At 64.9% G+C, this 15,000-nt stretch carries 15 protein-coding genes and 1 pseudogene; 5 read left to right on the forward strand and 11 right to left on the reverse strand.

The genetic code is table 11. From position 1 onward, the window contains the following. Positions 1-663, forward strand: coding sequence for an SGNH/GDSL hydrolase family protein (locus tag G6P99_RS27245; RefSeq protein WP_029083257.1), 663 nt, complete (start codon positions 1-3; stop codon positions 661-663). Positions 664-690: 27 nt separating this feature from the next. On the opposite strand, the gene G6P99_RS27250 is transcribed toward G6P99_RS27245, so the two are convergent. After that, positions 691-1,119 (reverse strand): tautomerase family protein, encoded by a 429-nt coding sequence (locus tag G6P99_RS27250; RefSeq protein WP_029083256.1) that lies wholly within the window; start codon positions 1,117-1,119, stop codon positions 691-693. A 119-nt stretch (positions 1,120-1,238) separates the two neighbouring features. Between G6P99_RS27250 and G6P99_RS27255 the strand changes: the two genes are divergently transcribed. Continuing rightward, a complete protein-coding gene (locus G6P99_RS27255) occupies positions 1,239-2,093 on the forward strand; it encodes a LysR family transcriptional regulator (protein ID WP_165124010.1) in 855 nt (284 codons plus the stop codon). A 21-nt stretch (positions 2,094-2,114) separates the two neighbouring features. Here G6P99_RS27255 and G6P99_RS27260 read toward each other — a convergent pair whose 3' ends face one another. The 4 genes from G6P99_RS27260 to G6P99_RS27275 all read right to left on the reverse strand — a co-directional run bounded on the left by G6P99_RS27260 (position 2,115) and on the right by G6P99_RS27275 (position 5,233). Beyond that, a complete protein-coding gene (locus tag G6P99_RS27260; RefSeq protein ID WP_029083254.1) occupies positions 2,115-2,447 on the reverse strand; it encodes a hypothetical protein in 333 nt (110 codons plus the stop codon). A gap of 103 nt (positions 2,448-2,550) precedes the next feature. After that, positions 2,551-3,987 (reverse strand): TIGR01777 family oxidoreductase, encoded by a 1,437-nt coding sequence (locus G6P99_RS27265; protein WP_029083253.1) that lies wholly within the window; start codon positions 3,985-3,987, stop codon positions 2,551-2,553. Beyond that, positions 3,984-4,649: a DUF4166 domain-containing protein gene (locus tag G6P99_RS27270; RefSeq protein WP_029083252.1), complete on the reverse strand. Its 666-nt coding sequence runs from the start codon at positions 4,647-4,649 to the stop codon at positions 3,984-3,986. Before G6P99_RS27270 ends, G6P99_RS27265 begins: the two co-directional genes overlap by 4 nt. Before the next feature lie 26 nt (positions 4,650-4,675). Then, positions 4,676-5,233 (reverse strand): GbsR/MarR family transcriptional regulator, encoded by a 558-nt coding sequence (locus G6P99_RS27275; protein ID WP_029083251.1) that lies wholly within the window; start codon positions 5,231-5,233, stop codon positions 4,676-4,678. A 240-nt stretch (positions 5,234-5,473) separates the two neighbouring features. Between G6P99_RS27275 and G6P99_RS27280 the strand changes: the two genes are divergently transcribed. Beyond that, on the forward strand, positions 5,474-6,286 hold the full coding sequence (locus G6P99_RS27280) for a class I SAM-dependent methyltransferase (RefSeq protein WP_029083250.1): 813 nt from the start codon (positions 5,474-5,476) through the stop codon (positions 6,284-6,286). Between the two features lie 9 nt (positions 6,287-6,295). On the opposite strand, the gene G6P99_RS27285 is transcribed toward G6P99_RS27280, so the two are convergent. The 4 genes from G6P99_RS27285 to G6P99_RS27300 form a co-directional block, all read right to left on the reverse strand. Then, entirely contained in the window at positions 6,296-6,595 is a 300-nt protein-coding gene (locus G6P99_RS27285; protein ID WP_029083249.1) for an acylphosphatase, read from the reverse strand. Then, the gene (locus G6P99_RS27290; protein WP_029083248.1) at positions 6,592-7,458 is read right to left on the reverse strand and encodes an isocitrate lyase/PEP mutase family protein; all 867 of its coding nucleotides are present in this window, start codon (positions 7,456-7,458) and stop codon (positions 6,592-6,594) included. Before G6P99_RS27290 ends, G6P99_RS27285 begins: the two co-directional genes overlap by 4 nt. A gap of 116 nt (positions 7,459-7,574) precedes the next feature. Further along, the gene (locus G6P99_RS27295) at positions 7,575-9,590 is read right to left on the reverse strand and encodes an acetyl-CoA carboxylase biotin carboxylase subunit (protein ID WP_165124013.1); all 2,016 of its coding nucleotides are present in this window, start codon (positions 9,588-9,590) and stop codon (positions 7,575-7,577) included. Positions 9,591-9,779: 189 nt separating this feature from the next. Continuing rightward, entirely contained in the window at positions 9,780-9,986 is a 207-nt protein-coding gene (locus G6P99_RS27300; protein WP_016840474.1) for a hypothetical protein, read from the reverse strand. A 244-nt stretch (positions 9,987-10,230) separates the two neighbouring features. Between G6P99_RS27300 and G6P99_RS27305 the strand changes: the two genes are divergently transcribed. Further along, positions 10,231-11,040 carry a thermonuclease family protein gene (locus tag G6P99_RS27305; protein ID WP_029083246.1) on the forward strand — a complete coding sequence of 270 codons (810 nt, stop codon included), beginning with the start codon at positions 10,231-10,233 and terminating at the stop codon, positions 11,038-11,040. Between the two features lie 80 nt (positions 11,041-11,120). After that, positions 11,121-13,583: a hybrid sensor histidine kinase/response regulator gene (locus G6P99_RS27310; RefSeq protein WP_165124016.1), complete on the forward strand. Its 2,463-nt coding sequence runs from the start codon at positions 11,121-11,123 to the stop codon at positions 13,581-13,583. 19 nt (positions 13,584-13,602) lie between these two features. On the opposite strand, the gene G6P99_RS27315 is transcribed toward G6P99_RS27310, so the two are convergent. Further along, complete coding sequence (locus G6P99_RS27315; RefSeq protein ID WP_029083244.1) at positions 13,603-13,899, reverse strand: septal ring lytic transglycosylase RlpA family protein; 297 nt, start codon at positions 13,897-13,899, stop codon at positions 13,603-13,605. An 89-nt stretch (positions 13,900-13,988) separates the two neighbouring features. Beyond that, positions 13,989-14,956 (reverse strand): annotated as a pseudogene (locus G6P99_RS27320) (IS481 family transposase). Positions 14,957-15,000: the final 44 nt, after the last annotated feature.

Genomic DNA, 15,000 nt, shown 5'->3' on the forward strand with positions numbered 1-15,000 from the left:
ATGCGCAAGTGGTTCCTGGTCGCGTTGATCGTTCTGGCCTCCGCAAGCCTGGTCTATCGCCTGCTGGACACTCCGGTCGAAAAACTTCGACAGAACGCAACACTGCAGCGCGTGCAGGATTTCATGACGCGTCATGGCAGCGAAAAGCCGGTCGCTTTCGTCGGCGACAGCCTGGTCGAAAGCGCCAGCTTTTCGCCTGCGATCTGCGGACGACCCGTCTTCAACGCGGGTTATGCCGGTGCGATCGCTAGCGGCGTGCTTCAACTGGTCAAGGAGTTCGAGCGCATCAAATTTTCCCCGGGCATTGTCGTGATCTCGGTCGGCGTCAATGACAGCCTCGTGGTCGACCGGCGTCCCTTTGCCGAGTCCTATCAGGAGATCGTACAGCGGGCCGGCGCGCATGGCGCCAAGGTCTTCCTCGTGTCGCTGGCACCGATTGCCGGATCGGGCGTGCTGGCAAATGCCATCGACCGGTCGCGCTTCGCCGACATCGACCGGGTGATACGGCAGACCGCCCGTGATCGTTCGATCCCGCTCATCGATGTCGGCACGTTGCAGACGCAGGCGAGCCCCCAGGTCGAGGACGGCATCCATCTCAGCGCAGATGGCTATGCCGCCTGGACCGGCACGATCGAGAGCACAATCGGCGGGCAGTGTCCTTGAGGCGCGCGCCAGCCGGACAACTGGCAATCATGCCGCTGCTTGCTGCGGCGCGACCTCGAGCTTGCCGGCAATGTAGCGGCGCTCCTGGGTCAGGCCGCCGAAGCCGTAGGCATCGCCCTTCACCTCGTCGACATGGGCGTAGCTCTCGGTGTGGAGCGGGCCGAGCAGTTCGCCCATCCGGCTGAACAGCGCGGCGAGATAGGCCGCCTTCTCGTCCTTGGTGTTGGTGCCCTCCGTAACGTGGATGTCGAGCCAGTAGCTCGCGAGCCCCTGCTCGGCGAGCGACTTGCCACCCGCGAACCAGTCGGCGGCATCGGCCGACTTCACGATGATGGCGGTGACCTTCGGATCCTTGTGCAGGATCCCTGCGGTCAGGTCTGACACCGCAGCGGCGATATCGGACTTCAGCGACGGCCTCTCGCGCGAGGTCGCATAGGTGACGGTGATGAGCGGCATGATCGGTCTCCTTGAATTCGGTTGGCGCGGGTCAACCGCGCCTCCCCTAGCTAGACCTTTCGCCATCATCTTGGTATCTTATCTAGATGGATAGCAATGATAACGATTGTTGATCATCAATGACGACGCTCGATATCGATACCGTGCAGGCCTTTCTCCTCGTCGCCGAACTGCAGGGCTTTACCCGCGCCGCCGAGGCGCTCGGCACCACCCAGGCGGCGATCAGCATGAAGTTGCAGCGGCTCGAAACGCTGCTCGGCAAGCGGCTGGTCGAACGCTCGCCGCGCGCGGTGCGGCTGACCGCCGACGGCGCCGCCTTCCTGCATCATGCCCGCGCGCTGATCGAGGTACATGACCGTGCACTCTCCGGCGAAAAACCAACACGGCAGCAGCTCACGCTCGGGATCAGCGACCACGCCGCAGGTCCGGAGCTGGTGCCGCTGCTGGAGCGGCTGCACGCAATGGCCTCGCAGCTCGCCCTCGCCGTGACCATCGGCTTCTCACGCGAAATGCTCGACGCCTACGATGCCGGCGAGCTCGATGCTGTGATCGTGCGCCAGGAAGGCAGCCGGCGCGGTGGCGAGAAATTGACCGAGGACGAATTCGGCTGGTTCGCCACCAAGCGCTTCGTGTGGCCGCGCGGCGAAGCCTTGCCGCTGGCGACGCTCGCGCCGCCTTGCGCGGTACGCGCCTTGGCGGTCCGGGCGCTGGACAAGGCCGGCATCGCGTGGACCGAGGGCTTCGTCGGCGGCGGTGTCACCGCGGTGGTAGCCGCCGCACTCGCAGGGCTTGCGGTCGCGCCGCTCGTCCGCCGGATCGCGCCGCCGGGCCTGATCGACATCGGACCTGCGCACAGATTGCCGCGGCTCGGCATGTCAAAAGTGATGCTGCATTCGAAGGTCAGCGACCCCGCCAAGTTGGCCGCATTGCGGACCCTGGCCGCGACGTTCCGCAGCGTGGCGTCTGCAGCGTAGTGCGGGCACTGCTCTGCGGCATCACGAAGAATGCTCGGCGGCTTCCAGCTCTCGCACGACAAACCAGTAGGTCAGACCCGCAACGAATCCGGCTGCGACGAACAGACAGACGAGTCCTGATGTCCAGACGGCCGGAGACCGCAGCAGCACCGTGATGCTGAGCGCGCCGATCGCAGCGCCTGCGCCGGCGAAGAACCCTGCGGATCGGATCCGGAGCTCTTCGCTAAGCCAGATCGCGATCGCTGCGGGAATCGCGGTCAGCAGGCATGTGATGACGAAAACCAGGAATGAGGGAAGCAGAAGCGCGATGACGCCTCCCAGCAGCCTGATGATGTCGCCGCCGGATGCGACCATCAGGAGGGTCTGGGCAACGCCAGAGAGAACCGCAGTTGCGGCTCCGCATCCGGCGAACCAACCTCCGAAAGCATGGGAACAGCTGCTTGACATGCCGCCCTCCTCACAGGATCGCATCGAACGCGCTACGCAAGGTTTCGTGCCGGAACACAAAACCGTTGCTCAACGCCTTGTTCGGCAGCACCCGCTGGCCGCCGAGCAGCAGCTCATCGGCAAAATCGCCACCGACTGCGCGGAGCAGCGCGGCAGGGACACGGAAGATCGCGGGCCGGTGCAGGCGGCGCCCCAGCTCCTCGGTGAATTTCGTGTTGGTCACCGGGATCGGCGCGGTCGCGTTGACAGGGCCGGACAGTTCGGGCCTCGCGATCACATGCGCGATCAGGCGCACCAGATCGTCGCGCTCGATCCACGACATCCACTGCTTGCCCGAGCCGAGCGGACCGCCGAGACCGAACTCGAACGGCGTCAGCATCCGCGTGATGAAGCCGCCGTCGGTGCCGACCACGAGACCGATCCGCAAATAAGCCACACGCACGCCGTGATCGGCAGCAGGCCTGGCCGCATTCTCCCACGCTTCGCACAGCTCGTGACTGAAGCAGGCGTGGGATTTCGCCGATTCCGTCAGCACCTGGTCCTGCCAGAGCCCGTACCAGCCGATCGCCGAGCCGCTCACCAGCACCGACGGCTTGCGCTCGAGGCGCGCGATCAGCCTGACGACCTCCGCCGTCATGTCGATCCGCGAGGCGAGGATCTTCCGCCGCTTGGCCTCGGTCCACAGGCCATTGCCGATCGGTTCGCCCGCGAGATTGACGATGGCGTCGATCCCTGAGTCGGAAGGCAACTGGTCGAGGCTCGTGATCAGCGTCACCGGCGGCGCCAGCATCTCGGCCTTCGCGGGGTTGCGGATCAGCGCGATGACCTGATGGCCTGACGCGGTGAGGCTTGCGACCAGGCGGCTGCCGATGAAGCCGGTCGCGCCGGTGACGAGCACGGTCTGCCGCGCCGGCAATTTCTCAACCAGCGTCGTGGCCGGCACGCTGGCCATCCGTCCGAGGCGTCTTGCCGCGGCGAAGTCTCGCGCACCGAACAGCGCAGCGCCGAAGGCTACGGCCGTCGCGAACAGACTGAGCAGACCCGCAGAGGCTGGCGCGACGGCCGTCGGCAGCATTGCCCAGCCGATCAGGACCGGCACCAGCAGCACCAGGATCGCGCCATAATTGATCGCCAGCAGCGTATGGTTGATCCGTTCGCTCGGCGGCAGCTTTCGGCTCAGATCCTCCTCGACGAAGTCCATCAGCGTGATGACGACCTCGACGACCAGCACGGCCATGACGGCGATCGCAAAAATGCCGTGCACCTCGAGCCAGCCGAGCACCAGGAACAGCAGCGCGTAGAGCATGTTCCGCACACTGTGCAGCTGCAGCTCATGGCGCTGCGACGGACGCCAGGCCAGCCGCTCGGTGAATTCGTGGTGATAGAAGGTGTCGAACGCCCCCATCGCGATCTGGATGGCGACGAGCGTCCAAAGCAGCGGCGTCATGACGAGGCCTCCCTGAACACGGCGGACTGACGGATCAGCCGGCCCAAACGCGGGTGGATGATCTCGAGCGTGAAGCGGAAGTCGCCGCAGCCGAGATCGGAATGGGTCACGGTGAGAGCGCCGGGCGTGAGCCATTCGGGCAGCTGCAGGCGAAACGGGCCGAACTGCAGCGAATAGCCGACGCTGCGAAACACTAGCGCCTCGTGCTCGACCGCGATCCGCAGCGCCATGCTGACGCCGAAGCCGACATACTCCTCGAGGCCGGTCGGACCGGCAAAACGCTTGGCGGAATGAATCACCTGCGGGAAGCCGTCGCGGCGCGCGCAGATGCGGGTCCAGATCTGGCCGCCGCTTGCCGCATCCTCGGTGACCGTGACGATCATCGGCACGCCGGTCTCGGTGCCGGTTGGAAGCGGACCGCCGATCAGCCGTGCGACCTGTGCCAGCCACCAGCCGGCGCGGCTGCTCGAGGCTTCCTCGACCTCGCCGACATAGACGACGGTGTTGCCGTCCTCGAAGCGTTTCGAAAAACGCCGCCAGATCGCAACCGGCAGGCGGCCCCAATCCTCATCCGGCAGCAATGCGCGGAAGCGATGGTCGTCGAGCAGTTTTGTATCCGGGACCGGCGATGTCTTGAGGCTGGATATCCTTGCTGACGCCATCGCACACTCCCGTTACGCCGCCGCCTCTATTTGGCCCTGCCTGTGGGCAGGAAACTTACGATCTTCTCGCCGAGCCTGATCAGCGCGACCAGCCGCGGCCGCGGCACGTTCAGCATTTGCGTGTACCAGCGGTCGACGAGCTCGGTGAATGTCAGCATCTCCTTCAGCCGCTTGCTGGCGAGCGGACTGATGGCGGGATCGTCGGCCGCGTCGGAGACGCAGGCGCGCAGCGCCGCCAGCGCGGGATCGATCTCGCGCTCCTTGCGCCCGGCCGCGATCTTGGCCGCGACCTCCCAGATATCGGCCTCGGCCTCGAAGTGGTCGCGACGGTCGCCGAGGATCGGCACCCGCCGGATCAAGCCCCAGGACAACAGCTCCTTGATCGAATTGGAGACGTTGGAGCGCGCCATGCCGAGGGTGTCGGCGATGTCCTCCGCGGTCATCGGCGCTTCGGCAAGATAGAGCAGCCCGTGGATCTGGCTGACCGAACGGTTGACGCCCCATTCGTCGCCCATGTCGCCCCAATGCAGGATGAAGCGCTCGACGACGGCAGGCAGTTTTTTCTTGGCGGTTATTTCTGTCATGACAGAAATATCAGACCATTCGGAGCGGAAGTCAAGAGCCGCCGGCGCCGCTCGTGAGGGGGGCGCGCGACCCGGAAGGCCACCCTGTGTGACGCACCGGTGAGTGCACTTGATCGTGGGTGACGCGTTTTCCTTTGTGGTTGCCGAGGTCTTCGGCCAAGCTGATCGGGGTGGACCATTTTGGGCCGTAGACCGGGCTCTCGATGTGAGCCGGCTTCACGGCCGCCAGGGAGATCGCCGATGCCAGCGTCAGACGAGGAGTTCGTCGGGTCCATTCCAGAGCTTTACGACCGGCTGCTGGTGCCGATGATCTTTGAACCCTATGCGCGCGATTTGGCTCAACGCGCGAAGGCTCTTGGCCCGCACGAACTGCTCGAGACGGCCGCGGGCACCGGCGCCGTCACCCGCGCACTGTCGTCGGCGCTCGGCCGCGCCACGAGGATCACAGCGACCGACCTGAATGAACCGATGCTCGAACGGGCGAAATCGCGGATGCCGGACGCGACCGATATCAGGTGGCGGCCGGCCGACGCCCTCAACCTGCCGTTCGACAATGCGAGCTTCGATGTCGTCGCCTGCCAGTTCGGCGCGATGTTCTTCCCCGACAAGCCCAAGGGTTACTCGGAGGCGCGTCGTGTCCTGAAGCCGGGCGGCCGCTTCCTGTTCAACATCTGGGATCGCATCGAAGACAACGAGTTTGCCGACGTGGTGACCCAGGCATTGGCGGAGGTCTTTCCAGCCGATCCGCCGCGATTCCTGGCACGCACGCCTCATGGGCACTATGCGGTCGACCCGATCCGGGCAGATCTTGCGGCCGCGGGCTTCAGCAAGATCGAGATCGATACCGTCCGGAAGCAAAGCCGGGCGAATGCGCCTCGCGATCCGGCGATCGGTTTTTGCCAGGGTTCGCCCTTGCGCGGCGAGATCGAGGCGCGCGGCGGGATCGGCCTTGATGCTGCGACCGAGCACGCCGCAGCAGCGCTCGCGCACCGCTTCGGCAAGGGCGCGATCGAAGGCCGCATTCAGGCGCTGGTGATTTCAGCCGTCGCGTAACAACGTGCTTCAGACCGTCGGCAGGACCGAGAACCGCTCCCCTGCCCGGCGCTGGTTCAAAAGATCGGGATTGACCGCCGTAGCCTGCACGGCATCGACGCGCGCAGAGAACGGACCGCGGTTACATGCTGCGATCATGTCGGTGACGACGTCGTCAGCTCCGGCAAACACCGCCTCGACGCCGCCGTCGCGGCGGTTGCGGACCCAGCCTTCGAGGCCGCGCGAAGTCGCCTGCTCGTCGACCCAGGCGCGGTAGCCGACGCCCTGGACACGGCCGCTGATGGTGACGTGGCGGATCACGCCGCTCATTTCTTCAGACCGAGGAACTCGCCGCTGCGCGCCTTGGTCTCCGCCTCGCGCATCACGCGGCCGGTCAGTTCGGGAGAGGCGATGCCTTTGAGGTTCTTCGGCGAGGTGCCTTCGCGCAGCGCCTTCAGCGTCTCGTAGACGGCCTGGGTAGCGGCGGCGAACGGCGCATGGCCCTGCAGCGCGATCCTGACACGCTGACTGGTCAGATAATCCAGCGCGGTCATCTCCTCCGGCGCGCCGCCGAGCACGATCGGCAACGTCGTCGCGGCCGAAAGCGCCTCCAGTTCGCCGCGCGACTTGATGCCGGTGAAGAACAGGCCGTCGACGCCGACCGCCTCATAGGCCCTGGCGCGTGCAATCGCATCGTCGAGACCAGCGATCGAGACGGCGCCGGTCCGGCCGAGGATCACGAGCGACGGATCGCTGCGGCCGTCGAGCGCGGCCTTCATCTTGCCGACGCCTTCCTCGAGCGAGATCAGCTGCGTCTTGGCCTGGCCGAACGCCTGCGGCAGCAGCGTGTCCTCGATGGTGAGGCCGGCGGCACCTGCGGTTTCCACTTCCCGGACCGTGCGGCGGACATTGAGCGCATTGCCGTAGCCGTGGTCGGCATCGACAAGCACCGGCAGGCTCGAAGCACGCGACATCCGGCGTATCTGCTCGGCGAACTCGGTCAGCGTGATCAGCGCGATATCGGGATCGCCGAGCACGGCGAGCGAGGCGACCGAGCCACCGAACATGCCGAGTTCGAACCCGAGATCCTCGGCAATCCGGATCGAGGTCGCGTCATAGACCGAGCCCGGGCGAATGCAGGTTGACCCACTCAGAATCGATCGCAGTGCTTCGCGGCATTTGCGGAAGGCCATGGTGTTTTCTCCATCCACGTCATTGCGAGGAGCAAAGCGACGAAGCAATCCATTCTTGTTTGTGAGGAGAAATGGATTGCTTCGCTGCGCTCGCAATGACGAGGCAGTTGCTCTTGCTAAGCGAACTCCAGGATCAGCGCATCGACCGCGAGCGTGGCGCCGGCGGCGGCGTGGATCTTCTTGACCGTGCCGTCGCGCTCGGCGCGCAGCACGTTCTGCATCTTCATGGCTTCCACGACCGCCAGCGTCTCGCCGGCCTTGACCTCCTGGCCCTCGGCCACCGCGATCGACACCACGAGACCGGGCATCGGGCACAGCAGCTTCTTGCCGGTGTCGGCCGCCGAGGTCACCGGCATCAGCCGCGCCGACGTCGCCTCGGTCTCGGTGAAGACGTAGACCGGCACCTCATAGCCCTGATGCGCGAGCCGGAAGCCGTTGTTGATGGCCCGCACCTGCAAGGCGACAAAATTGCCGTCGATGGTGCCTTGCCAGACCGGCTCGCCCGGCGCCCAGCTCGACACGAGGTTGTGCGGATTGCCCGGCAGGCCGTCGGCGCCGATGAAGCGCACCGCGATGGCGTCATCCTCGCGCGCGACGTCGAGCGCGATCTCGGCGCGGTCGAGCCACACCGCGCGGCGGCGCTCACGCTGCACCACGCGGCCACCCATCTGGCCGGAAATCTGCCGCTTGCGTTCGCCCAGCACGTGATCGATCGCAGCACCGACCGCGGCCAGCCGCCGCGCGATCTCACCCTCGGGCGCGCGCGCCGAAAACCCCTTCGGGAATTCCTCGGCGATGAACCCGGTCGAGAGCCGGCCCTCGCGCCAGCGCGGGTGGTTCATCAAGGCCGACAGGAACGGAATGTTGTGCCTGATGCCGTCGACGTAGAACGCATCGAGCGCGGTCGCCTGCGCCTCGATCGCGGCCGCGCGCGACGGGGCGTGGGTGACGAGCTTGGCGATCATCGGATCGTAGTGGATCGAGATCTCGCCGCCTTCCTGGACGCCGGTGTCGTTGCGGATGGTGATGCCGTCATGGCTGGCCTCGGCCGGCGGACGGTATTTCACCAAGCGGCCGATCGACGGCAGGAAGTTGCGGAACGGATCTTCGGCGTAGACGCGGGACTCCACCGCCCAGCCGGTCAGCGTCACGTCCTTCTGCGCGAGCGCGAGCTTCTCGCCGGCCGCGACGCGGATCATCTGCTCGACGAGGTCGATGCCGGTGATCAGTTCGGTGACGGGATGCTCGACCTGCAGGCGGGTGTTCATCTCCAGGAAATAGAAGCTCTTGTCCTGGCCGGCGACGAATTCCACGGTGCCGGCCGAATCGTAGTTCACCGCCTTGGCCAGCGCGACCGCCTGCTCGCCCATCTTGCGGCGGGTCTGCTCGTCGAGCAGCGGCGACGGCGCCTCCTCGATGACCTTCTGGTTGCGGCGCTGGATCGAGCACTCGCGCTCGCCGAGATAGATCACGTTGCCATGCTTGTCGCCGAGCACCTGGATCTCGATGTGCCTGGGATCGGTGATGAACTTCTCGATGAAGACGCGGTCGTCACCGAACGACGACTTCGCCTCCGCCTTGGCGAGGTTGAAGCCTTCGGCGACCTCCGATTTGGAATGCGCGATGCGCATGCCCTTGCCGCCGCCGCCGGCGGACGCCTTGATCATCACGGGATAGCCGATCTCGTCGGCGATCTGGACGGCGTGCTTGTCGTCCTCGATGACGCCGAGATGACCCGGCACGGTCGAGACCTTGGCCTTGGCCGCGGCCTTCTTGGATTCGATCTTGTCGCCCATCGCGGCGATCGCGCCGGGATTCGGGCCGATGAACACGATGCCGGCAGCTTCCAGCGCGCGCGGAAATGCCTCGCGCTCGGACAGGAAGCCGTAGCCGGGATGCACGGCCTCAGCGCCCGTCTTGCGGCAGGCCTCGACGATCTTGTCGATCAAAAGATAGCTCTCGGCCGCGGCGGGCGGGCCGATCAGCACGGCTTCGTCGGCCATCTCGACATGCAGCGCGTCGCGGTCGGCCTCGGAATAGACGGCAACCGTCTCGATCCCCATACGGCGCGCAGTCTTGATGACCCGGCAGGCGATCTCGCCGCGATTTGCGATCAGGATTCGTTTGAACATGCTCTTCTTGCTTGGGCTTTTTTCGACTTGAATTTGTCTATTGGGTAGGATCCTCCCCGCGCAATCCGGCACGGGCGATTGGCCACTCCGTCGTACAGCAAATTGCCCCGGAGGCAACGGTCTAATGCAGACCCCGCCCGGTGCTTGGCCAGTCCTTGGCCAGTCCTTGGCGGTAGCCTGAGGGGTATTTCAGCCCGAATAGGTCTTGAAGCGGCCGCGCGAATGCGCCTTCGCCACGGCTTTCATCAGCTCGCTGACCTCGTTCTCCAGGAATTCATTGGCAACGATCAGCGCCCGGATGGTTGCGCGCAAATTGCCGCCGCAAGCCGAGATGGCCTGATCGACAGCCGCTTCCAGCCCGTCATCGTCGTCAGATTCGGGCCGTGCAGACATCATGAGGTATCCGGGATTCAGTTGGCGCAACATGTTCCTATTTTGTTCTCATCAAGTCAATCGGATCTTTGATCGGATGCCACCGCGCACGCGGCTCGCACGAACGGGCCCGCTCTCGAACGGGCCTTGGTTGGATCGCGCCGGCCTGTGCTAGAAGTTCGGCTGCCCGCCCCAAGACCTGCCATCAAGATCTGACGCCCAAGCCCTGACGTCCAAAACCTGACGCCCAAGCCCTGAAGTGAGAATGATGCGGTTTCGAAATCCGGTCGCCACGACGCTTCTCCTGACCAGCCTGTCTGCGACGCTCGGCCTGTCTGCGACGCCCTGCCTGTCTGCAACCCCCGCCCTCGCCGCCTCAGCGGTCATCAAGGATGCCGGCGCCATTCAGCTCGGCAACACGACCTATCGGCTCGACGGCATCGACGCGCCGGCCGCCGATCAGCTCTGCATCGACGAGCATGCCGATGTCTGGAGCTGCGGGATCGAGGCGCGCGACCAGCTCACCAAGCTGATCGGCGGCAAGCCGATTCATTGCGACGATATCGGCGTCGACCCCACCTTCAAGAAGCGCCGCCTCGGCGTCTGCAAGATCGAGGGCGACCCGACCAGCCTAAGCGAGCTGCTCGTCCAGAAGGGCTACGCGCTCAATGTCGAGACGTCGGCCACTGGCCGATTCAAGCCGGATGAAGCGACCGCGAGGGACAATCGTGCCGGGCTCTGGAAGGGCTGCTTCGTGGCGCCGCGCGATTTCCGGACCGGCAAGAAGGACGGCGCCCTGCTCGGCAACGCCTGTCCGGCCGACCGCGACAAGCAGATCCGCGATGCGCTCTTCCCCGATGACCTGCCGATGCCGGCAAGCTGCAACATCAAGGGCAAGTACGCCGTGCGCGCCCGCGTCACCGGCAATGTCGGCATCTATCACCTGCAGGCGTGCCGCAGTTACCCCGGCCTCGACAATCCGGATCGCTGGTTCTGCTCCGAGGAGGATGCCCAGGCCGCCGGGTTCCGCAGGGCCTATAATTGCCGTCCGCCCAAAGACCAAGCCAAGACCAAGTGAAGAGCAAGTGACCGCGATAAATCACGCTGGCAAAGCCGCCTTGTCCTGTGTGAAAATGCGCCAAGAGGTTGCCGGCGCGTATGACCCCACCCGATCCCGCTGATGTGCTCCCCGAAACTGCGGCAGCCGAACGGCTGCGGCAGCACCTTGAGGAGATCGCGCGCGAACGCGATCGTGCCCATCGCGAGCTCCAGCAGCGCGAGGCCGAGCTGGCGCGGATCCAGCGCATTGCCCGGGTCGGCGGGCTCGAGATCGATTTCCGCGACGGCGTGCGCAACCGCCGCTCTCCCGAATATCTCCTGGTGCACGGGCTGCCGCCCGAAGAGGTCAACGAGACCTATGAGAACTGGGTTGCGCGCATTCATCCCGAGGACCGCGAGCGCACCATCCAGCATCTGTTCGGCGTGCTCAAGGCCGGCGGCGAGGACTACACGGCCGAATACCGCATCATCCGCCCGAACGACGGCGAGAGCCGCTGGATCCGCGTCGTCGCCAAGATCGAACGCGACCGCAACGGCCGAGCGCTGCGGCTGGTCGGCGCCGATCTCGACGTCACCGATCAGATGCTGGCGCAGGAGACCCTGCGCGAGAGCGAGGAACGCTTCCGCCTGATCGCCGACAGCGCGCCGGTCCCGATCTGGGTGACGAAGCTCGACCGCACCCGCTCCTTCGCCAACCAGGCCTATCTCGATTTCCTCGGCCTGCCATTCGAGGAAGCGGTCGTGTTCGACTGGCGCAAGGCGCTGCATCCGGATGATCTGCCGAATATCCTGCAAGAGCAGATCACCGGCGAGCTCTCGCTCAAGCCGTTCGTGCTCGAGGCGCGCTACCGCAATGCGGCCGGCGACTGGCGCTGGCTGCGTTCGGAATCGCAACCGCGCTGGGACCCGACCGGCAAGCATATCGGCTTCATCGGCGTCGCCCACGACATCACGGCCGCCAAGGAAGCCGAGATCGAGCTGCGCAAGCTCAACGAGTCGCTGGAGCGGCGCATCCTCGAGCGCACCGCGCAGCTCGAATCCCGCGAAGCCCAGACCCGCGCGATCCTGGAAACCAGCCATCAATACCAGATGCTGCTGAACCGGGATGGCGTCCTGCTCTACACCAACCAGACTGCGCTCGCCGGCATCGGTACCGATGCCGCCGATGTCGTCGGCAAGCCGTTCTGGGACACGCCGTGGTTCGCCGCGACCGACGGCATGCCGCGCCTGATCCAGAATGCCTTCGCGACCGCAATGCGCGGCGAGGAGGTCAAGATCGAGCTGCTACTGCGCCTGCCGGCGGGCGAGCGCTATTTCGATTTCGCGATGCGGCCGCTGCACGACCAGCACGGCACGATCGTCGGCGCGGTGCCGGAGGCGGTCGACATCACCGAACGGCGCCGCGGCGAGGAAGCGCTGCGACAGTCGCAGAAGATGGAGGCCGTCGGCCAGCTCACCGGCGGCGTCGCGCACGACTTCAACAATCTGCTCACCATCATTCGCTCGGCGACCGACTTCCTGCGCCGCCGCGAGCTGCCGGATGAACGCCGCCGCCGCTATATCGACGCGATCGCCGAGACCGTGGAGCGGGCGTCCAAGCTGACCGCCCAGCTATTGGCGTTTGCGCGCCGGCAGCCGCTCAATCCCGAAGTGTTCAATGTCGGCACCCAGGTCGACAGCGTGACCCAGCTGATCCGCCCGCTGGTCGGCGGACGGATCCACATCGAGATCAGGATCGACGATCCCGACTGCTTTGCGATCGCCGATATCGGCCAGTTCGAGACTGCGTTGATCAATCTTGCGGTCAACGGCCGCGACGCGATGAACGGCGAAGGCCTGATGACGATCAGAGTCAGGAAGGCCAACAGCATCCCTGCCCTGCGCGGCCAGGCCTCGCGCAGCGGCGATTTCGTGACGGTCTCGATCCAGGATACCGGCACCGGCATCTCGCCGGAAAATCTCGACGCGATCTTCGAACCGTTCTTCACGACCAAGGAGGTCGGCAAGGGAACGGGCCTCGGATTGAGCCAGGCCTTCGGCTTCGTCAAGCAATCCGACGGCGACATCGAAGTCACCTCTACGCCCGGGCACGGCGCGATCTTCACCATCTATCTGCCGCAGGCGATGCGCCCGGCCGACACCAAGGTCGCAGCCAGCGCGGGCACCGAGCAGACCTCGATCGGCCGCGGCTATCGCGTTCTCGTGGTGGAGGACAATGATGATGTCGGCCAGTTCTCCACCGAGCTGCTCGAGGATCTCGGCTATTCGGTCAAGCGCGCCGCCAATGCCAACGCGGCACTCGCGATCCTGTCGGAGAACGAGTTCGCCGCTGACCTCGTGTTCTCCGACGTGATCATGCCCGGTATGAACGGCGTCGAGCTCGCAGGCGTGATCCGTCACCGCTTTCCCGGCCTGCCGGTGGTGCTGACCAGCGGCTACAGCAACGTGCTCGCCGAGAACGCGCATAGCGGCTTCGAGCTGATCCAGAAGCCCTATTCGGTCGAGGCGCTGTCGCGCACGCTCAGGAAGGCGATCGCCGAGCAGCGGGCTTCCAAGCCCTGATCCCGCCTTCGGGCGCGCCCTATTCGATCACCACATGCGCGACGCCCAGCTGAAGGATGCCAAGCGCGCGGGCCGCCGTGGTCGAAACGTCGATGATCCGTCCGCGAATGAACGGGCCGCGATCATTGACGCGGCACCGGATTGATTTCCCGTGATAGGACACCGTGACCATGCTGCCGAACGGCCGCTTGCGATGCGCACAGGTCATCTCGCCGCTCCTGCCGATGCCGTGATAATAGGACGCAAGGCCACTCTCTGCGGTTGCCATGGACGAGGCAAACAGCAGCATGGCCGCGGACGTAGCTGCGGTTTTCATTGATCGCCTGCCGGTCGAGCCCCGCAAGGGAACGCGGTTCCGGCAAAACAGTTCCCGTCAATATTGGGGAGACGGCGCCAGTCGGCGCCCTAGGTGTTTAGTCCCGGCATTTGCTGGAGCGGATTGAGGGTGAATCGTTCGGGCTCCTTTGTCCAGGCTTTGCAGATATATTCGTAGGGCGTGAGGCCCTTCAGGGTCTTCAGCCGCCGAGCGTAGTTGTATGCGTTAATGAAGTCAGCAAGGTGTGCTTCGAGCTGATCGTGTCGATCGTAATGATAGCGTTGGACGGTCGCTTCCTTGATCGTGCGGTTCATGCGCTCGACCTGCCCATTGGTCCAGGGATGCTTGATCTTGGTCAGCCGATGTTCGATGCCATTCTCTTGGCAGCGCATATCGAACATATGTGTCACGTATCTTGCCGTCGGGCCGTCCGCGTAGCGCGGCAAGAAGGTGAACTGGATCCCATTGTCGGTGAGAACCGTATGGATCTTGTAGGGCACAGCCGCGATCAGAGCTTCGAGGAAGGCGGAGGCGGAGGTCCTTCCCGTCTTCCTGACCAGTTGCACGAAGGCGAACTTGCTGGTGCGATCGATGGCGACGTAGAGATAGAGCTTGCCTTCAGCGGTCTGGAGCTCAGCAATGTCGATGTGGAAATAGCCGATCGGATAAGCCTTGAACTTTTTCTTCGGAGGCTTACTGCCTTCGACCTCCGGCAATCGACTGATGCCGTGGCGCTGGAGACAGCGATGCAGGGATGATCGCGTCAGATGTGGGATGGTCGGCTGAAGCGCATAGAGGCAATCGTCGATTGCGGCAATAGCGTATGCCGCCGGAAAGCAACAATGATCGCCTCCTCCTCGATGGAAAGCACGGTCGATTTGGCTTCCGTTGGGCCTGTCGGGAGATCGGCGACTGTCTCGCGCCCCTTCCACTTCGCGACGGTCTTTTGGTTGATCCCGTAGCGCCTGGCGAGCGCTCTCAGGCTCTCTTGACTATCTTGTATTGCTCGACGGATTGCCTCCGTCGTGGTGGCGCAGCCGTGTAAAACCTGTCCCATAGCGCATCCTTCGAATCGTGCGATAAGAATGCACCATCAAAGCT

This window comes from Bradyrhizobium sp. 6(2017) (assembly GCF_011058295.2).
Classification (GTDB): Bacteria; Pseudomonadota; Alphaproteobacteria; order Rhizobiales; family Xanthobacteraceae; genus Bradyrhizobium; species Bradyrhizobium septentrionale.